17 protein-coding genes and 2 pseudogenes are annotated in these 20,060 nt (G+C 43.3%); 10 read left to right on the top strand and 9 right to left on the bottom strand.

Annotated features, from left to right (window positions below):
- The first annotated feature begins 541 nt into the window (after positions 1–541).
- Positions 542–1,663 (top strand): methyl-accepting chemotaxis protein, encoded by a 1,122-nt coding sequence (locus F0228_RS09815; protein ID WP_171762174.1) that lies wholly within the window; start codon positions 542–544, stop codon positions 1,661–1,663.
- Positions 1,664–1,771: 108 nt separating this feature from the next.
- On the opposite strand, the gene F0228_RS09820 is transcribed toward F0228_RS09815, so the two are convergent.
- Positions 1,772–3,583: a PLP-dependent transferase gene (locus tag F0228_RS09820; protein ID WP_171762175.1), complete on the bottom strand. Its 1,812-nt coding sequence runs from the start codon at positions 3,581–3,583 to the stop codon at positions 1,772–1,774.
- 142 nt (positions 3,584–3,725) lie between these two features.
- Between F0228_RS09820 and F0228_RS09825 the strand changes: the two genes are divergently transcribed.
- Positions 3,726–4,181: an Lrp/AsnC family transcriptional regulator gene (locus F0228_RS09825; protein ID WP_032548816.1), complete on the top strand. Its 456-nt coding sequence runs from the start codon at positions 3,726–3,728 to the stop codon at positions 4,179–4,181.
- A 33-nt stretch (positions 4,182–4,214) separates the two neighbouring features.
- Here the strand turns inward: F0228_RS09825 and F0228_RS09830 are convergent, their stop codons facing one another.
- Positions 4,215–4,685: an arsenate reductase gene (locus F0228_RS09830; RefSeq protein WP_061031566.1), complete on the bottom strand. Its 471-nt coding sequence runs from the start codon at positions 4,683–4,685 to the stop codon at positions 4,215–4,217.
- Between the two features lie 208 nt (positions 4,686–4,893).
- Here F0228_RS09830 and F0228_RS09835 point away from each other — a divergent pair, with 208 nt between their 5' ends.
- Positions 4,894–7,380, top strand: a complete 2,487-nt coding sequence (locus F0228_RS09835) for an ATP-binding protein (protein WP_171762176.1) — start codon at positions 4,894–4,896, stop codon at positions 7,378–7,380.
- 7 nt (positions 7,381–7,387) lie between these two features.
- On the opposite strand, the pseudogene F0228_RS25815 reads toward F0228_RS09835, so the two are convergent.
- The 4 genes and pseudogenes from F0228_RS25815 to F0228_RS09850 all read right to left on the bottom strand — a co-directional run.
- Positions 7,388–7,648, bottom strand: a pseudogene (locus tag F0228_RS25815) (chromosome partitioning protein ParA); the annotation flags it as partial.
- A gap of 45 nt (positions 7,649–7,693) precedes the next feature.
- Entirely contained in the window at positions 7,694–8,050 is a 357-nt protein-coding gene (locus tag F0228_RS09840; RefSeq protein WP_116870391.1) for a hypothetical protein, read from the bottom strand.
- Positions 8,051–8,084: 34 nt separating this feature from the next.
- Entirely contained in the window at positions 8,085–8,957 is an 873-nt protein-coding gene (locus F0228_RS09845) for a patatin-like phospholipase family protein (protein ID WP_171730573.1), read from the bottom strand.
- A gap of 286 nt (positions 8,958–9,243) precedes the next feature.
- Complete coding sequence (locus F0228_RS09850; RefSeq protein WP_171762177.1) at positions 9,244–9,798, bottom strand: hypothetical protein; 555 nt, start codon at positions 9,796–9,798, stop codon at positions 9,244–9,246.
- A gap of 564 nt (positions 9,799–10,362) precedes the next feature.
- Between F0228_RS09850 and F0228_RS09855 the strand changes: the two genes are divergently transcribed.
- A complete protein-coding gene (locus F0228_RS09855; protein WP_171762178.1) occupies positions 10,363–11,871 on the top strand; it encodes a DUF3360 domain-containing protein in 1,509 nt (502 codons plus the stop codon).
- Between the two features lie 93 nt (positions 11,872–11,964).
- On the opposite strand, the gene F0228_RS09860 is transcribed toward F0228_RS09855, so the two are convergent.
- Entirely contained in the window at positions 11,965–12,303 is a 339-nt protein-coding gene (locus F0228_RS09860) for a cytosolic protein (protein ID WP_116870390.1), read from the bottom strand.
- A gap of 621 nt (positions 12,304–12,924) precedes the next feature.
- On the opposite strand from F0228_RS09860, the gene F0228_RS09865 reads away from it, so the two are divergent.
- The gene (locus F0228_RS09865) at positions 12,925–13,182 is read left to right on the top strand and encodes a hypothetical protein (protein WP_171367040.1); all 258 of its coding nucleotides are present in this window, start codon (positions 12,925–12,927) and stop codon (positions 13,180–13,182) included.
- 61 nt (positions 13,183–13,243) lie between these two features.
- Positions 13,244–13,366, top strand: coding sequence for a hypothetical protein (locus tag F0228_RS25955; protein WP_301338008.1), 123 nt, complete (start codon positions 13,244–13,246; stop codon positions 13,364–13,366).
- 140 nt (positions 13,367–13,506) lie between these two features.
- Here F0228_RS25955 and F0228_RS09870 read toward each other — a convergent pair whose 3' ends face one another.
- The gene (locus F0228_RS09870) at positions 13,507–14,268 is read right to left on the bottom strand and encodes a helix-turn-helix transcriptional regulator (RefSeq protein WP_171762179.1); all 762 of its coding nucleotides are present in this window, start codon (positions 14,266–14,268) and stop codon (positions 13,507–13,509) included.
- Between the two features lie 123 nt (positions 14,269–14,391).
- Between F0228_RS09870 and F0228_RS09875 the strand changes: the two genes are divergently transcribed.
- The 4 genes from F0228_RS09875 to F0228_RS09890 all read left to right on the top strand — a co-directional run bounded on the left by F0228_RS09875 (position 14,392) and on the right by F0228_RS09890 (position 18,626).
- Positions 14,392–15,639, top strand: a complete 1,248-nt coding sequence (locus tag F0228_RS09875) for an MFS transporter (RefSeq protein WP_171762180.1) — start codon at positions 14,392–14,394, stop codon at positions 15,637–15,639.
- 295 nt (positions 15,640–15,934) lie between these two features.
- Positions 15,935–17,137, top strand: coding sequence for a YbfB/YjiJ family MFS transporter (locus F0228_RS09880; RefSeq protein ID WP_171762181.1), 1,203 nt, complete (start codon positions 15,935–15,937; stop codon positions 17,135–17,137).
- 14 nt (positions 17,138–17,151) lie between these two features.
- Complete coding sequence (locus F0228_RS09885) at positions 17,152–17,784, top strand: glutathione S-transferase N-terminal domain-containing protein (protein WP_171762182.1); 633 nt, start codon at positions 17,152–17,154, stop codon at positions 17,782–17,784.
- A 461-nt stretch (positions 17,785–18,245) separates the two neighbouring features.
- Positions 18,246–18,626 (top strand): hypothetical protein, encoded by a 381-nt coding sequence (locus F0228_RS09890; protein WP_171762183.1) that lies wholly within the window; start codon positions 18,246–18,248, stop codon positions 18,624–18,626.
- A 339-nt stretch (positions 18,627–18,965) separates the two neighbouring features.
- On the opposite strand, the pseudogene F0228_RS09895 reads toward F0228_RS09890, so the two are convergent.
- Positions 18,966–19,839, bottom strand: a pseudogene (locus F0228_RS09895) (alpha/beta hydrolase).
- Between the last annotated feature and the right edge of the window lie 221 nt (positions 19,840–20,060).

Genomic DNA, 20,060 nt, shown 5'->3' on the forward strand with positions numbered 1-20,060 from the left:
CCCATATACGAAGTATTTCCCGTCACTATAGAATGCTTATATCCACATTATTTAAAGGGAACCAACATCTTATTATTGACAACAAGAATAATTAACAAATAAATAATAAGCACAGAGAATGTTAAGATCTTATTTATTCATTAGCAAGCCTATTGCAATGTGAATGTCAGAAAGATTAATAATGACAACCAACTTAATAAGAACTGATACTAAAGAGCATAAATTAACAGCCCGCTAAATTAGAGAGGTCTAATTTAAAAGATAATTAAGACTTAACATTAATAATGCTCATCAATGTAAAATCACCTATTAAGCTGCATAATAAGAATGACCATAAAATAGATAGCAACCTAAATATTCAGACAAAAAAAGTGATTTACTAGTCATTAATCAACCTAGACAAGATAATAAGGCTAACAACCAAATAATATTTTGTTACAATCCAACCGATAATTATTACCTTTAAAACCAATACCTTATCACCATAAGTTACATTATTAGCCACGTAAATAGCTTCCCAATCTATACATATAGGTATTTTATGTTTGGAATAAAACGAATAAAACTAGAAAACCAATCACTTAAAAAAGAACTTGCCGAACTAAAAAAGAAGCATGAATCTGATATTAATGCTCTCGAAATGGAATTAAATAAGTCGCAAAACCTCGCTCAATCGACACATCAACAACATCACAACAGCAGTCAAATGATGTCTAATTGCTTGAAAGGTGGAGATATGCTCAAAACCATTCAAAAAGAGATGGTTGAAAGTGCGAAATCTATGGCTCATGAAAACCAAGAGCTTCAACAGCTGGATGATATGTTTAAACAAACACATCAAGCATTGGTGCGCCTAGACAACCGAGCAATCAAGATCAGCGATCAGGCGTCTCAAAGCATTCAATCTGTCGATATATTGGATCATACGGCTGGCGCTATTTCTAACCTGGTATCGACTATCCAAGAGATTTCAGACCAAACTAACCTTTTAGCATTAAACGCTGCTATTGAAGCCGCGCGCGCAGGTGAAGCTGGACGCGGATTTGCAGTCGTCGCTGACGAAGTAAGAACCCTTGCGGGTAAGGCCAGTGAAGCTAGCGAAAAAATTGACTCATTAGTAAAGCAAGTTTTGGGGCAAGTAAACGCGATAAAGACCTCTATTGGAGAGAACCAAGTTTGCGCAGAAGAAGTATCAGCGTCTTCCGCGCAAATAAGCTCTATTGTTAACGAAGTGGTTGTGAAGTCAGAAAACATGAAGCAAGTGATTCATATAGCTTCTACCCGTGCGTTCTTAGACTCGGTAAAACTCGACCACGCTATCTGGAAAAATAATACCTATCGCCTACTCCAAAGCGGTGCTTTTGGTGAAACCATCAATACTCATTCAGAGTGTCGTCTAGGCCAGTGGTATTATCGCGGTGATGGTAAGGCTTACAGTCATATGAGAAGCTATCAATTGCTTGAAGAGCCGCATAAACAGGTACATGACAACGGTCGAAAAGCCATGCATCAAGCAGCATCAGGGAATAAAAAAGGCATAATCACAGCGGTTCAAGCGATGGAAGATGCGAGTATCCAAGTCGTATTCCAAATTGATCGTTTAATGAATGAAATTATAGAAACTGAATCCAATAAAGAAAATGCACGACTTAGTTGGGCGTAACTTGAAGCATAAGTCTCCACAATAAACAAATAACACCCGATCGACTACCACTCGATGGGGTGTTTTTGTTTGCTGACATAATTCCTTTTGGTAGAATTTTAACCACCTTTACTGACTAAGCTGCCCGAACTTAGGCAGACTCTTCACAAACCTTTGGTGTACGTCCATATAAGTTTGCATATAGATCTCGTCGATGTACTCGTTACTCGGGAAGCTCGATGAGAAGTCTGCGTGTTTACGGTCAATCGATAACTTAGCCGCCTCGATAATATGTGCAATAAACATGCGAGGATCTTCTAAACCAATCGAGATACGCATAGTCGTAGGTTTAATGCCTGCTTCATTAAGTGCCTCGTCGCTCAACTCTGAGTGAGTGGTCAATGCAGGACACAACGCCACCGTATTGGTTTGCCCAAGGCTTACTTGCATACCGATAGCGGGTTCAAGCATATCGAAGAACTGTTTGAACCCATCTCGATTGATTGGTGCACGATTGCCGTTACCTTCCATATCGATTGTGAACAGCGCTGCTGGTAAACCCAAGTACATGTTGTTTTGACAGTGTTCGTAGTTATCGCTGTCTGGCAGAGCGGGACAAGATACATTGATGTCTGGATGGGCATCAAAGATCTTCGCCAGAGTTAGCGTATTAATGGTTTTCTGCACCACACGCATCTCATAGGTTTTCATGCCATTGAGCACTTCAAACGCCTTATCTGCATCTAAGAAGGCACCTTTAATGTAATACACATTCCAAAACAGGGTTTCGTTCCAAGGAATCGTCGCCTTATCGCCATTGGGCTTGGTGAAAGTCACTTCATCTCCTTTTGGTACAAACATGGTCTCGTTGCGGCCAATCACAACACCTGCTGTGGTGGTACCGGAACCGGCAAGCTCTTTTGTATACGAGTGAATCACATAATCTGGTCTTTCCATCACATCATCACGTTTTAGTACTGGGTGTAGCAGTGGCGTACCTACCGTCGAATCCACAATCACATCCCAACCACGAGAGTGACCGGCTTTACTTATACTCGCAACATCTAATACATAGCCGTGCGGGTTACACGGTGACTCAAGGTAAACGTAGATTTTCTTGCCTACAGCGAGGCGATCAGCATATTTATCGGCAACCTCATCAAGCCGAGTCGCAAACTCATCTCCGGAATAACCATCCACCCACTCTACCGCGACATTCAGATTCGACGGCTTGCCAAACCAATCCTCCAGCAGCTGATAAGAACCGCCGTAGATGTTGCGTGAAGCCAACACAATATCTTCATGACCTAGCAAGTGACTCAGCAAGCCATCAATGGCCGCCATACCTGAGTTGAAGTTCCATGCAAGATACTCGTTGGCTCTCGAGCCTGCCTCAAGATCAACCATATGGTTCGCCAGAGAGATTGAGGTTGGGTTCAGCAATCGAGAGTAAATATCGTGCAGTGGCTCTTTACCATTGAACGCATCTTCAATCCATTCGGTACAAGCAAACAGATAGGTCGCCGTGCGCGTAATCACCGGGCTTGCGGAAAAGATTGCCGCCACATTATCGAAGATAGGATACGCGCCTTTTGAGGCAAAATTACCATTGTTAGTCGCAATGGATTGGTAAGTCGCGCGCATTGGGTTTTGCAGGTTATCGAGGATCTTAGCGATCTGGAACGACAAGAAACGTTTGGCGTTAAACCAAGCGATACGGTCACTCTTATCCAGCTTAGAAAGGCCATCAACCGTCAATGCCCAAAGATCGTGTGTTTTGGTGTTAGCTTTGTACAGTGTCGTCGCTAATTCCACCAGCGTGGTGCCGTAATCACTGCTTGGATCAATGCCAAAGTGTTTTGCTTGCTCAATGGCAAGGGCTTCTGCTTGTTCGTGTTTGGTGGTTTTACGCAGTGGGCTAAGTTGAGTCGAAGTATTCATAATTGCTAAGTCATTCCATGCTTGTTGTACCTCCTTTAATTTTAGTGTTACATGGATGTTAAATATTGCTATTTGCAAAGTAAGACATACACTTTGAGCAATAATATTGCCGAGTATGGTTTGATATTGATGGAATATGCCAATGGATGAAATCGACAAAAAGATACTGGCTGAACTGCAAAGCAACGCACGACTCACTAACCAAGAGTTAGCCGACCGCGTAGCACTTTCTCCCTCCCCTTGTTTACGCCGAGTTCGAGCATTAGAGAAACAAGGGATCATTCGAGGCTATCACGCCAGTGTCGATCAAGAAGCGTGCGGTCTGCCCGTGAATGTGTTTGTGTTGGTGAAACTTGAAAAGCCGACTGAAGAGAACATGCGAGACTTTGAGCAGCACATTGAAGCGATTGATGAAGTGTTAGAGTGCTTTCTAATGACGGGGAATCACGATTACCTGCTGCATGTGGTAAGTGAATCTTTAAAAAGCTACGAGCAGTTTATTCGCAAGCAGTTAACTCGCCTGCCCAATATTGCTTCGATTGAATCAAGCTTCGCCTTTGGACAGGTAAAGACAAAAACCAAGTTACCCGTAAGATAAGTAAATCCACACTAACGCAAGCTGAGAGACCATTTAGCCGTTTGTTTGTGCCATTGCCACAAGTTGCGTCACTTTAAGATCTATTTGTTCTACAACCCCTCTTACAAACTGGGCCCTTTCTCTCTCTGGCAGATCTATTGCACCAGCCAAATTGGGGATAGCCCAATGGAGCCTATGGGGTACGTGAGAGCAAACCAAGTTCACACATCCAACAAACAAGTGACACTGCTCATTACTTGCTTGGTCGCAAAGAGTAATAACGTAGTCAAATTTTTCATTAGTCTTTTTGTATTCAAATACTGTTTTACTCTCGCCAATTATTGCAACGTCAAGCATGTTAGACAACTCATCTAAGAGAACTTGAGGAGTTGGTCCTGGCTCAAACCCACAACAGCTAGCGTGTATCACCCCATTAGATTGCAGCTCGACAATCGCTTTAGCGATAGCCGCTCTTACACCTTTCTTCACGCACACAAACAGAACTTTGACGGGAGTGGCATCCATACTTAAATGACCCTTTTTGTATTGGTTTTCTATATTAAACATAGATATTTAAGGAAGTTTTGCAATAACTCGGCGAATCAAGGGCTATGAGAATGGACCTAGTCAGCACCCATTCTATTCGACAAAAAGGATAATCAAGCCCATAGACAAGATATCTATCCTATATTTCTCATATAACTCCAAAAAATAACATGGAAGTCATTTCAGCATGACCAAGCTATCTTCTATTAGCCCCAAAGTGTTGCTTGTACTCTTTCTCTTGCTTACGTCTTTGACCTACGGCGGCATTTCACTTTATGTACTCTCTAATCACAGCCAATCGACCGTCAAACAACTGCAAAGCGGTAACAGTAGCTTCGAGCTTGAGTCTGCCAAAATTTTTATGGAAAAGTATCTCGAGGTTGCAGAAGACCGCATTGTTTTAGCTTCGCAATACCAAGGGGTCATCGACGCAGTGTCGGTCTCAAATATAGAACGGCTCTCATTTCATCTTGAGCGATTCAAGGGGCAGAACCAGTCAATGCAATTTGCCGTGCGAGACCGTACCGGCCAGCTGTTGTTTGAAGATACATTTCGTCATCCCGCATCAAAGCAAGAGCAAGCTATCTTTGACGCGATAGCGAATCAGGAAGTCGATGATCGTATCCTTTACCTTTTGCATGATGATGCTAACCATATTTGTATCAAGCTATTTATGCCGTTACTTCAAGGCAGCGATTTCGTAGGCGTGCTATATGGTGAAACCGCTGTCGATTATGATGATTTCTTTGGCTCGTTTGTCACGAACCGAGAGCGTTGGTACGAGCTCAGTCAAATAAGCTCACCGATCGCATCTCTTATTGAAGAAGATAACTCGCATACTCACTCTCATGGCCATCATTCACACATACCAATTAAAAATAAATACAGTGAAGAAGACTGGCTATTGACTCAAACGGCTTTAACAAGAGGTGATTTAGTATTGACTCAAGGGGTAAGCCGCTCTTTTGTTACCAACCAGCTGTTAAGCTTACAGAAGGAGCTGATAAATGGGCTTTTGATTGTATTAGCACTCAGTTCAATTTTAGTGTTTTTTATCGGGCAAAAATTATTCGTTAATCCCCACAAAGAATTGGCTGGTTCCAAAAAGCTCCTAGAGGAATCCAACAAACGACTAGCAGAGCAAGAACGTGAAAGTCACCTTCTTGCCACCGTAGTCAAGACAGCCAGAGATGGCGTTGTGATAACCGATAATAAAGGACGTATTGAGTGGGTAAACAGTGCTTTTGAACGAATGACAGGTTACCGCTTAGACTCCATCAAAGGGTTAAGGCCAGGCTCATTTTTACAAGGTGAAGAGACTTCTGTTAGCACAATAAATCGAATAGGTTCTGCGATTCAACAAGGAAACCAAGTTAAAGCAGAAATATTGAATTACGCGATCGATAAAACGCCCTACTGGATTGATATTGATATCGTACCTTTACGCAACGTGAAAGGTGAAGTTGAACGTTTTATCGCCATTGAACGTGATATCACAGAATTTAAGCTGCTTGAGAAGGAATTAGAAGAACAGGCAAACAATGCTCGCCAGGCGAATGATGCAAAATCACTGTTCTTGGCGACAATGAGCCATGAAATTAGAACTCCAATGAATGGCTTACTGGGTATTCTACAGATGTTGGTAGAAGACTTGGAAAAAGCTGAGCAAAGGGAGGTTCTTCAGTTAGCACTTGACTCAGGCGAGCACTTAATTGCCATTCTTAATGATATTCTAGACTTAGCCAAAATAGAGAATGACAGTTTAGAAATTGATCCACACTCATTCAAAATGTGCGACATCACTAACCCCGTGTTAAACACTTATCAGACCTTATGTTCAGAAAAAGGGATTGAGTTCTCTTTGCGAGATAACAGTAATGCATCCTCTGCCTACAGCGGCGATTCAGTTCGGATCCGACAAGTCATTCTAAATTTAGTTGGGAACGCATTGAAGTTCACAGCGAATGGTTCGATCACTGTCAGTATCAACCCATTAGATCACTCCGCGATGGAATTTACGGTAGAAGATTCAGGTATCGGCATCCAAGCTGAAAGACTGAGCTCAATCTTCAATGAGTTTGAGCAAGCAGACGTCTCAACGACTCGGCATTATGGTGGGACCGGACTTGGGTTGGCAATTTGCCATAAACTTGTGACCTTGATGAACGGTAAACTTATTGTACAAAGCGAGCTTGGTACAGGAAGCAAGTTCAGCTTTGTTATAAACCTACCATCAATTAAGGCCGAAGATGATAAGCATCCAATAACAGAGCAAATCGACCTGTCTCCATTTAAGATTCTAGTGACAGATGACAACAAAATGAACCTTATTATCGCCAAAGGATTCTTGGATAAATTAAACGTTGAGTGCGTTACCTGTAATAGTGGCTATGAGGCTTTAACACACTTAGAAACCGGTCGTTTCAACCTATTTATTATTGATAACCATATGCCGGAAATGAATGGTTTGGAAACGGTTCGAAAAATACGACAAGCTGGACATGACGATCTTGTTATCTTTGGTTGGACTGCCGATATCATGCAAACATCAACTCTAGCTTTCATTGAAGCAGGCGCAAATGAAGTGTTAACGAAACCACTGATTAAGTCAGACTTAGTGGAAGCACTTTCTCGTTACCTCAACCAAATAAAACCCATAGATAGAGCAAGCTAGTCGTCGGTTGCCCTGTATTGGTTATATCTCTTACGGGAATACCAACAAACTCTTTACAAGCGAGAACTTTGTTATGTTTATGGCTAATCGCTAATGCCTTTTTTATATTGGCGCTATTCTTTACACTCCAGCCGTGATACAGACTCTCTTGTGCGTAATGGGCATTTTGTTTTAAGGCTTTTCGGGCAGGCTCGGTCACTTCTAACACATCAATAAACGCCTCAATGTCATCACGGATACCATCATTGTTTGCATCCGTACCAGTAAGATACCGAAGATATAAATCAAGCGGAGATTAAGGCAAAGTTGTTACCTAAAAACTACTAAATGACTGAGGAAGGCACTGCTCTTCATCCCAATCTGACAGCTCAATGTTGATCAATGATTTGCGCTTCTCATTACACAGTGAAGCGATATTGATGATAGGAAGTTGGCTACGAAACTGGGCGGTGAGTATCACCTTTTTACTTTCGTTAAGGCCGCTTCGGCATTGCGCCAAAATCGTGTCTGTCTCTAGTTGATGTGCGTTCTCGATAACCTGAATATCAGCGTTTTTTTGATAGTAACTTGTGAGCCAAGATATCGCCTGCTCTTCTATGCTGGTAAGCACAATGACATCTTTTGTTGCCATCAAATCGTTGAGTTCAAGTTGTTTGAGTTCCGTTTCCATAAATACTCTCTTCCTCGAGTCAGTAACCATCACATTAAAGTCTGTTGCCCAGTGTCGCCTGTGCCAAATGATAGCCTCTATCTATCATCTCCTTTGAGCGTTCAAACTCTAAGGTGCCACAGGCATTACGTGGGACTTCAAGGGTAATATCGGCAGGATAAGCGGCTAGTTTCTGGCGAGCAATGGTCGACTGCATCGCATCAAACGCTTGGTTGGCAATGTCGTAAGCCGCAAAGTTGAAGCTCATTTTACTTTTGACGTTATTGCCTAGGTTATCAATAAAATTAGCAACCTTATCGTGCAGGTTGCTCTCTTTCGTCGGCAGGGAAACTGGTGTCACTTCTTGTTTAAGCAGTTCAGGTTCGCCACCTAAGTTCACAGCTATCGTGACATCTGTGTTGTCGCCGAAGGTTGGTGCAATCGGTACAGGATTAAGCACTCCGCCATCAATAAGTTCTTCACCATTGATGACATGAGGTGTGAAAAACAGTGGCAGAGAGATAGAAGCGCGAATGGCATCAAACAGAGAACCGGACTTCAGCCAAACCTCTTTTTCTTCAGCGACATTAGCAGCAACGGCGGTATAAGGAATAGGCAGCTCTTCAATAGCAATCTCACCGATTAACTGACGTAGAGAGTCTATGATCTTATCCCCTTTGAACATCCCGCTCGATTGCCATGAAAAGTCCAACAGCATAGTCATATCTGATTGGTCGATACTGGTGATCCACTCTTCGAATTCGTCCAACTTACCCGCCGCGTAAACCCCACCAATAAGCGCGCCAATTGAACAGCCAGAGATAGATTTGATCTCATAGCCATGTTCAATTAGCCAGCGGATAACGCCAACATGAACCAAGCCTCGAGCGCCGCCACTACCCAGTACCAATGAGATCGTTTTTGCCATCGTTCTAATCCTTTAATTCATCAGCTCTTCAAAGCCTTAGGTAAAAAGTATATCACTTTGTATAACCATAGACAGTGTAATGATATGAAAACTGCCTCACCTATACGCTTAAATGTGTTAGCAGAAAACGAATCATTCCAGCAAGCCTAAGCGCGGCCAGGAATCTAGTTTCCGCGAGCGCTGATACAAAAAAGTCGCCCACTTAAAAGCGAGCGACCTATGGTGACTATTCTGTTTCCGAGCTGCATTCAGTTAGTGAGCTCATTCTGCTTATGGAAACGGAGAGCTACAACACGCGTAAGCACTCTTCTGGCGACAAGCTCAAGAGTGTATTGGCGAAGTTGATCTTCTCGTCACGCCATCTCAACGTAGCTTCTCGGCCGTCTTGTGAATGTCGGTCAGCTTCAAAGTAGCTTTTTCGTGGTAGTCCGTTTGCTGGCGTCATCACCATAGATTGCTCATTCAAGCGAATCGTAAATAGGAACTGACCACGCTGCCCTGTTTGCGCTGCTGGGTGGTGCAATGTGGTATCACAACAATAACGTTTATCACGCAGTGCACGGCATGTGTACTCAAAGGCATCTTGTGCACCACGTCCAGGGAACGCGGTATAAATGCTGATGCCATCACGTTGCAAAGACTGGTCACCCGCCGCGAGTTGCACCGCGTGTTGGATCATCCTAAAGCCTAGAACCACACCACCAATGCTGTTCAATCCACTGTATTGAATTGCGCCTTCTAAGCTCAGGTGAAGTTTGTCTTCTCCTTCATAGAGAAAGAGATCAGGCGATGCCCAATCGCTCTTTGGAATAAGCAGTTGAGTAATATCCGAGTGTTCCATGTTGGTCTCCGCAACAATGAGTATGTTTGAGACAACAAAATAACGTAATGAGAATTATTATCAATAAATTTAATTCAAAACGTTGCTATCAGACGGATTTACATTTAGCTTTGGCAAAACTCATAACAACAGCTGCCTTTCTTCCTTTGGATTACTAAAAGTTACCTTCTAGCGTATACCTTGGTCTCAAGCTCATCGTTTACTTTTCAGACAGCTTCACCATCAAACCACACCCAAGACTTCTAGCAAGTAATAATCGATAGACTTTAACGGATGCTTTAGCGCCAAGCATTTCTTGTTAGATATTCGTTTATTACCCATTAAGTTCATCGTCTACAAACAAGCTTCCCCATCCAAGTTACAGGCTTTCATTCTAGTGCCTTCATCCTACGACTAATGTCTAACTGCCTGAGTCTATTTGTTTTTTTGGGTTTGGTATAAGGTACTAACAACTAAATGTTAACGAATCTTTAATTATAAGTTGACGCATTGTTTGCACACCTGCATGAGTCAATAACGTTTGTTGGAACAACACACCTTAGAGTGTGAAAGAAAGGAATCAAAATGAGCAGTACTTTAGAGTCCGTAAATATGCCAAGAGAGGAGCCTCAAACCCATGAGGACGAACTTTCCTATGAACAACAACACAAACCAAGCTCAGAGTTTGAATCCCGAGAGCAGTATCTAGAGCACGAATTACAAATCATGTCGCCGAAGCGCTGGCGTCCAAATTTACCGTTTAAAGACTATCGATTTGAGATAGAAGACACCATCCCTGCGATGGCTGCGACCATTGGTAAAGTAGTAATGGTCGGTGCAATTGCTGCCACTTTTGCTGGAGCGCTTGGGTTAAATGAAGACTTTATTCTAGAAAACGTTCGTTATGAACTCCTTATTGCTTCTGTCTTCATCATCCTTTTCTCTGGTTTTCTACTACCAACGGCCAACCTCGCAGGTACGCACGGCCCACTTATTCCATTAATCCCTATCGTGGTTGCTGCTGGCGGTCACCCAATGGCCTTTGGCTTGCTGATTGGCGCTTTTGGCTTGCTGTTAGCCATCAGTAAAGGTGGCAGTATGTTGGCTAACCTCACCAGTAAAGGTGTGTGTGGCGGATTGCTGCTCTACCTTGGCTTTGTGGGAACCGCTTCTCAGGTGAAAAAACTGTTCGCTTGGGCGGAAGGCATCGGCATGAGCCACATCGCTTTTGTGGTGATCTTCTGCACCATTATTCTGTATGCGCTATTGGAGCACTTCCGTAAGCGTTGGTTAGCTGTACCTCTTAGCTGCTTACTGGGTGGTACGATTGCATTTGCTATGGGTGCGCCATTTGCTTTCCACACTGAGCCAGGCTTACCTAACATGAACCCGATGTATTGGTGGGGAGAAGATACAGGTTGGATGCTAGGTCTACCGACGATTGAACACTTCATGGTAGTACTGCCGTTCGCGATTCTAGCAGTAGCGATGTGGTCACCAGATTTCTTGGGGCATCAAGTATTCCAAAAGATCAGCTACCCAGAGCGCACTGAAAAAGTACACATGAACATTGATGACACCATGACAACAGCGTCTATTCGTCAAACGTTCGGCTCGCTACTTGGCGGTACTAACTTTACGTCTTCATGGGGTACTTACATCGTACCTGCGGCGATTGCTAAACGCCCTATTCCGGCGGGTGCTTTGCTGACGGCTCTGTTCTGTATCATCGCTGCGATTTGGGGCTACCCGATGGATTTAGCTATCTGGCAACCGGTACTTTGTGTGGCACTGATTGTGGGTGTATTCGTTCCACTGCTAGAGGCAGGAATGGAGATGACGCGTGAAGGCAAAACTACTCAATCAGCAGCGATTGTTGTGTTCTCATCAGCGCTTGTAAACCCAGCATTTGGTTGGTCTATCACCATGTTGCTAGACAACTTAGGCTTAGTTGGCTGTAAAGAACGTAGTGGTGAACTGAGTAAGATGAGCCGTTGGGTACTACCGGGCATTATGTTTGTTGTACTAACAAGCGTGATGGCATTGGTTGGCCTTCTACCGGGTATTCCAGCGATTATCCCAAGCTTTCGTTGAGCTCGGTTACTACTAAACTTCAATACAAAGGCCTCGCAAATGCGAGGCCTTAGTTTATATAGCAAGGGTTATAACCGCCCTACTTTACTGAATTTAATCCATTCGGGTAATGAAGGTTTGTTCATCATCGACAAAAGCCACGTAGTCGCCGTGATAGATGAACACTCGCCCACGACCTTCAACGATACAGGCCAACTGCGGGTTCAAATCTTCCTCAAGATCTTTACTCTGATAGGTGCCAGTATCAGTGATGACGCCGCGAAGTGTCGGCAAAAAACCATAGCTACGCTTGGCTTGGTCAATCAAACTCAATTCACTGTTACTAGAAAAGTACGATGGGATTGGGCCAGCATCTTCGATAAACATCGGTTTTAGTTCTTCAAAGGCGGTAATCACCAGCCAGTCGATGCCGTTTACATGATGGATAAACATAGTGGTTCTCGATATTTCTAATGCAGAGATTCTATCACTATCAACGTCAGAACGTAGGAGAAATTGAGTTTCACTCGGAACACAAGAATGCCCTGCAATCGCGAGACATCAGTTTTTCTATCGAACTGTTACAGCGATCCTTTAACAACTACAGCGCCCACTCGAACTTCACTGGCTTCACCGCTTGCATCAACGTTGTGTTGAACAGGACCAGAGCCTCCCCCTCAAATGAAGTTCACCGACCTATTTAGATTCACGTTCGAGGGGGAGAACATTCTTTGGCGTTGGACTTGTAGCAGCATATGCAGCGAGCGATATTCAGTTCCTGCTCTTTCCTATGGTCATCAAGAGATTGGAGATGTAAACCAAGGGGAGTTTAGGAGGGGATTTGTAGCTCATTCTCACGTACAACTACCCTACTTCACCAGCTTCAAAGCTTTCACCTGCGTTATGTTGAATTACTGAGTTGCGCTAGCACTGGGAAATGACTGTCCCTTCAATGTAGAAAACACTGCAAACCTTGACGTGTTTCTTATTCGTTCCTGAGTTCTTTTACACAAAATTTCTTGCTAAAAAGGTAGAAAAGTTTATAGTATTTTCTAGCTAAAGTTGAGAACCGATATGTCATTACAAAAAAAACAACCCAAAGTATCGCTGAACATTAAAATTCCATCAGAGTTAGATTTTCGCCTAAAACGAGCGAGAAAAGCAGCGCGTGAGCAGGGCTTAATGTTCAACGTATCTCAAGAAGTTGAAAAGTTTCTTGAGAAGGAAATAAAAAAAGTGGAACGCCAACTATCAATCGATGAAGAGATTAAGAATAACCTCGAGGATCTTGGTGGGCTTAATATAGATAAAATGATGAAATCAATGGATTAATCAAAGCACTAACGTATTGATTAAGCTGATTTAAAAACAATGACAAAGCGTGGAGATGATTATGGGCACAATAATTGGACTGTTAATTTTGGCTGGAATCAGTGTATTCCTAAAACGCCAAACAGGACTTCACTTACATGAGTGGATTGCACAAAAATACAAAGAGTCTCAAGACAAAAAATAATGGATTCTCACAGCAGTGACAGACTCCATCGATTAGCCTTCAAAAACTAGGGCCCGAAAACACGAGGCCTTAGTTTTATTCATAGAATGATCACAACCGCCCTATTTCACTGACTTAACCGCTTTCATCAACAAAGCTAGCTAAACTAGATTCGTTATTGCTGGCATCTGACCATGGAACTCCCCCTGAGCTCCCATAAAACCAAATGTATAAGGCTTCACTTCTTCGTACCTTCGACCATCAAACGCTTGTCTTTCTCGCAGCTTATTAAACAGCCAGTTATCTAACATGTTATTAATCTCGATAAACTCATCCTTCGTCAACTCAGCTTTGAAGCTTGTGAGAAAGGCATCATCATCAGATTCAGGCAAATTAATGACGCGTTCTTGTAAACCATTTAACACCTGAGATTTGAAATAAATGGGATACCTAGCCCCTTTTACAAACGCGGTTTCTTTGGGCAAGAGCAGTTTGTACTTATTGTTAGAACCTATCTCGATAAGGCTGAGATTTTCTAATTGTCGAAGATACAGGTGTACTGAAGCATCGTTTAGCTTGTGCTTTTCTTGAATACATTGAACGGTAGTGTCTTCTGCTAACTCTGACCAGAACGAGAAAAGTGCGGGGGTTTCAAAAAACGCGTCATCTTGTTCTTTAGAGAAAACGGGAATAGAAGCAATGTTTTCTTCTGCCTCAGCAAGAAGCTTTGATAGCGGCATGTCCGTGAGGTTAGCTATCGCGACTAGCCTCTGAATAGACAGTGGTTGAGAACTGTTGAGTAACCTCTTAATGCTGATTTCGGATATATCCAGTTCCGCCGCAAGTGCACGATATGAAATATTGCACCTTTTAAGCTCTCTTTTGAGTAACTTACAAATTTCGAATGATAGTTGTTCGTCCATTTCGTTCAAACCGCCTCAAATAGAGATACCAAAAGTATCACAATGCTACCCTTTTAAATCATAAGTTGCACCTAAGTATCAATAAAGGATGATGCCACTTTCAATAAACAAAGGAACGTATTGATGCAACGAAAAGAGTTAGTTGTGCGATTTGGCATACAACAATACCTACACTGGACAGTAGTCGGGTTGCTTATTCCTGTCATTATTCTGATTTTTCAGTCTAAGGGACTCAACCTGGCACAAGTTGGGATTGTCATGGCTGTTTGGATTGGAAGCACAACACTATTAGAGATACCGGTCGGTGGGCTTGCTGACACTATTGGGCGAAAAAAAACATATTCGTACTCGTTAATACTCACCCTACTGGGCTGCCTAAACCTACTCTATGCAAATGGCTTGTTCAGTATTTTAATTAGCGCCTTATTGTTGGGAGCTTCTAGAGCCGTTTACTCAGGTACTCTCGATGCATGGTTTTATGATGCGTTTACTGATAGCACTGGAGCAGGCTCGTATCATACTGCAATTGCAAAAGTTAATGTGTTCGTGACTGCTGGTCTAGCGACCGGAGCCCTTATCGGCGGATTTCTACCTAACAGTATCGTGAGTTCTTATTTTGAGTCATTTGACGAGTATGACATCAATGTTTTCACCGCTAGCGTATCGAGTCTTGCCCTGCTGTTACTTACATGGCTACTACTTCCTCATGAGCAGAGAAGCTTCAAAATAGACCACAAAAACACCATCACAACCGCGGCACAAACCTGCATCAAGGCGCTTACTTTCTCTTTAAACCATTGGACGTTAAGGTTAGTGATTCAGGCAACACTTATCTTTGGCGCAGCAATGAGTGCTGTGGAAAACCTCTGGCAACCCTACCTATCTGAATTAATGGGAGTTCATTCCAAAGACTTAACTCTGTTTGGCATCATATCGGCACTGTACTTCTTGATGGCCGCTTTATCGTCAATCGTGTCCGTTCCACTACTAAAAGTATTTGGCGGTTCTCACAAGGCTTTAATGTTTGTCACTCGCGCACTTGCCGGCCTGTCGCTGATCTTACTTGCTAACACCAACAGCACCATGAGCTTTTCTCTTCTGTATTTGGCGTTTTTCTTTCTTTTCACAATGGGCAACAATTCTGAGCAGGTATTACTTAATGACAGTACTCCAAATGAGATGCGCTCAACCATTTTGTCCATCAGCTCTTTTGCCGTTACCGCTGGTGGAGTGCTAGCTTCTTTAGCTTTTGGAGTCATTTCCGAGCATTACAGTATATCCACAAGCTGGATATTATGTGGCGCGGTCCTCTTAGTCTCTTCGCTTTATTTCCTAAGCTGTCGTGAAGCCGTCAAAACTAAACCTGCATAAACAACCTCTCCCTCTAGCTCCCCCTCAAATTAAGTCAGTCGATCTCTTGCGATAGACGAACGAGGGGGAGAACATTCTTTGTCGCTCAATGTATCTCAGCACACATAACGATCGGAATTCAGTTCCTCCCCTTTCCCACTATCAACAAGAGATTGAAAATGTAAATGACCAATCTGACACTTACAGAAAATGTAAGTTGTCATCAAACCTTAAGCATTAGAGTAAAAACTCAGCTTAGATAGCTCAGCCTTAAATGTTAGCGTAATGTTACTAACGCAAACCAACGGTATGAGATATGCAGCACGTAAAGCTACTAAACCGCAGCACCTTCGCTGGGCTCGCAGCAACACTAGTTGGGAATGGTATTGGCCGCTTTGCCTATATAGCATTAATGCCTGTGCTCATTCAAAGTGGGTGGTTCTCAAGCGAAGATGCCTCCATACTCGGTGCAGCTACACTGATTGGCTATATTTTCGGAGCACCTGCTTCGAGCTTTTTACAAAGATATTATTCAACAGGCACACTCATACGTGCCTCTTTATTGCTAAGTAGCTTCAGTTATCTTGGTTGTGCCTTAAAGTCTGCCCCCTTTGAATGGTTTTTAACACTTAGAACTATTGCTGGTGTATCCGGTGCGATACTCATGGTACTCGCTCCCCCTGTGATCACCAGCCTTCACCCGCAAGAAATGAAAGCAAGAATCAGTGGCGTCGTGTTTTCAGGCATCGGTCTTGGCGCGATGATTTCAGGAACCATCATACCTTTACTTATCTACCAAAGTGTTGAGAGTGCATGGTTAGGTATGGGAGCGATCGCTTTCGTTGCAACTGTCCTGACGTGGAACGCTTGGTCTCTTGAGGTTAAGCCAAACCATTGTGATAAAAGTCCATCGACGTTTGATGCCTTATCTAAGAATGAGCGTATCAGTGTTAGCTGTGTACTGTTAGCCTATACCTTCAACGCTATTGGCTATCTGCCTCATACTCTTTTCTGGGTCGACTATATTGTTCGAGAGCTAAAAATGAGTTTTACGAGCGGTGGGTTTTACTGGGCTGTTTTTGGTATAGGAGCTGCGATTGGACCAATAGTAACCGGTATATTAGGTGATAAGTTTGGACTTAAAAAAGCACTAGTAGCGGCGTTTACTTGCAAAACTGCCGGGGTTGCTCTTCCACTCTTAAGCACCAGTGAAACAGCACTTTTTGCTTCATCTTTGTTGGTCGGTATGTTTACGCCGGGCACCGTAACACTGGTATCAACCTACACCCTAGAAATCGTTGGGACACAACTCCATACGAAATCTTGGGGAGCAATGACAATGGCGTTTGCTATATCGCAAGGAATCGTCGGCTTCGTTATGGCTCACTACGCCCCTCAACTCACCAGTTATAACCTGTTATTTATGATCAGCGCGAGTGCACTGATTTTGTCGATACTCTGCATCGCATTTACATCAACCAAACAGCAGACATTAAACACTGCTCAAACAAGTTCTTAGCAAAGGAATCGCTCATGAAACTGTATTTAAACGACACCTCGCCATTCTCCAGGGCAGTGCTGGCAACGGCCTATTTATGTGATGCTCCAATGGTTCTTGAATGGGTCGACCCGTGGCAAACACCGAGCACATTAGTCGCAGCTAATCCATTTAGTACCATTCCGGTTCTAGAAACCAGTGATGGGGTTGCACTGACCGAGAGCTTAACGATCTGCGAGTTCCTCATGCAAGCATACCCAACAGAAAAACTAGCAGCGACCAAGGCTAGCGATGCTCAACGCATGTCGTTATTGGGAGTAAGTAAAACGTTGATGGAAGTAGCATTTCGATGCGCTGCATTGAGCCGCTTCGAAGCTGAGCAAAACGTGCTAACGATTAGGGGAAAGGAAGGTATTGAAAGAAGCGTTAAAGGACTTATCAGGCAGTTGAATAACAATCATGATTTGCTTCAAGCTGACTTCTCAACATTGTACCTACACATCGCATTAGATTACGTCTTATTCAGGCATGCTAATTTGCTTTCAGCAGAAGAGTGCGACATCCTCACGACTGCCTTACACAGTTCGCCTTTTAAAGACACATTGGCAAAACTTAGCCTAGAGTCGCTTTCAAAAAAGCTTAACTATTGCGAATACAAAAATTTCTGATCACTTTAACCAGCGTTATGTCGAACAAATCTAATAAGGCCTCGCACACGCGAGGCCTTCGTTTTATCTATAGACTGATTACAACCGCCCTACTTCACTGATTTCACCGCTTTCATCAAGGTCGTGTCTGACCAGCTCTAGTAAACCAAAACCTCCCCCTCTAGCTCCCCCTCAAATCAAGTCAGCCGATCTCTTGAGATATACGTTCGAGGGGGAGAACATTCTTTGGCGCTAAACATATAACAACACATGTAGCGATCGGCGTTCAGTTCCTCCCCTTTCCCACTACCCAAAAAAGATTTGGGATGTAAACCAAGGGGAGGTTAGGAGGGGATTGTAAGTCAACTCTGGTATGTATCTGATGCACAAACAATTACGCAACTTGTTACAATACCCACAAACAATAAGAGGTCTTATTTCGCTATAATCCGCTCTTGATTCCTGAAACAAACCTAATCCCAATGAATATCTTCAAAACCCTAGCTCTTTCTATCACGTTATTTTTATTCGGCTGTGCATCTGGCTCTGCGATATTAGTAGGCGAAGCCAGAGATCCAATTACACCTCAAGAAGTCACTCTCTATCTTGAAGCACCAGAGAACTATGAAAAAATAGCTTTAGTTGATGCATCTAGTGATGCAGGTGTGACTAAGCAAGGCTCCATCGATTATGCAATCGAGGAGTTAAAAAAGCAGGCAGCTAAACTAGGAGCTAATGGCGTTTTGCTTCAAGCGACAGGAAGCAACAACTCTGTAGTATTGGGAGGAGTAGGCACAGACTACCAGTACTTAATCCCTGTTTCTGAACAGACGGTAAATGGAATAGCGATCTATACAGAGTAATAAAAGCCACATAAACAGATACTCTCTTGCACGGCAAAGAAAACTCCCCCTCTAGCTCCCCCTCAAATGGAGTTCACCGGTCTCTTTAGATATACGACCGAGGGGGAGAACATTCTTTGGCGCTGAACATATAACAACACATGTAGCGATCGGTATTCAGTTCCTCCCCTTTCCCACTATCAACAAGAGGTTGGAGAAGTAAACCAAGGGGAGGTTAGGAGGGGATTGTTAGCCGATTCTCACATGTCTTTGCCACTTTGTTTTGTTTACCCTACAGAGCACAAAAAGGCCTCGCAATCGCGAGGCCTTAGTTTTATCTATAGATAAATTACAACTGCCCTACTTCACTGACTTAACCGCTTTCATCAACGTTATGTTGAACTGCTGTGGTTGCTCTAACATTGGGAAGTGGCCTGAGTCTTCAATGTAATAAATGCTGTAATACTTGATGTTTTTCTTGCTCGCTTCTGAATCCGTTGGCCATAGACGAGGGTTCACCAAGATTACTGGTTCATTCACGTTCTCATACACGGCGGTGGGCTTCGCCTGTTACGTATTGGCCTAGATAATGGCGGAACTGGTTTATCGCGATAGCTGGCGGTGCTGACGACATGTCTTGCGTTACCCAATAAAGTAAATCCGCGTCTACGTCTTTTGGTAGCGAGTCTTTCACGAACGTAGTGATGCCCGCTTGGAAATCTGCTTCAAACGGTTTGGTCATTGTATCTAGGTCGCTTTGTGAAACAGCTAGTGCGACGTTTTGCGATGTGTCGACACCAATAATGCCCTTCACTCTTTTCGGCATCAGTTTAGCGGCTTCTGCAATCACACCACCTGCCATGGAATGCCCAACTAAGATGACGGATTCGAGTTGTTCTTTCTCGATGACGGCTTTGATGTCTTCAGCGAATGCAACCATGGTGTACTCTTCGCGGTTAAACGACGAGTTACCGTGCCCTGCTAAGTCCATGGTGATCACTTGGTACTGCTTTGAAAAATCACTCACTTGGTTTTGCCAAAGCCTACTGTCTAGGCTCCAACCGTGAATGAAGATCAGCGCCGTTTCCCCGCTCCCACTTTTGCCATACGCAATTTGCTCACCATCTTGAGATATCGCAATACCGTACTTAACCGTTGAATCATGAGCCATGGTATTCATGCTACCAAGCGCCATGAATACCAAGAATGTGATGTTTAGAATTAAACGTTTCATAGTGTCTCTCTACTTACTTTAGAGGGAACACAGAAAGCGCCCCTCTCAATCAATATAGGCACTATAAAGTGTGAAGTTGTAGACGGGTCAAGGGTATTTATCATAGGAACCACCTTGAGCCAGATCCCCTTACCCAACCCACAACAATCGATAAGAGCTACATTTCTGTGCAATATGTAGCATTTTACAACCACTCTATGTATTTCTACTATTTTGGACAT

It is taken from the genome of Vibrio sp. 99K-1, from assembly GCF_013114585.1.
Lineage (GTDB): Bacteria > Pseudomonadota > Gammaproteobacteria > Enterobacterales > Vibrionaceae > Vibrio > Vibrio chagasii_B.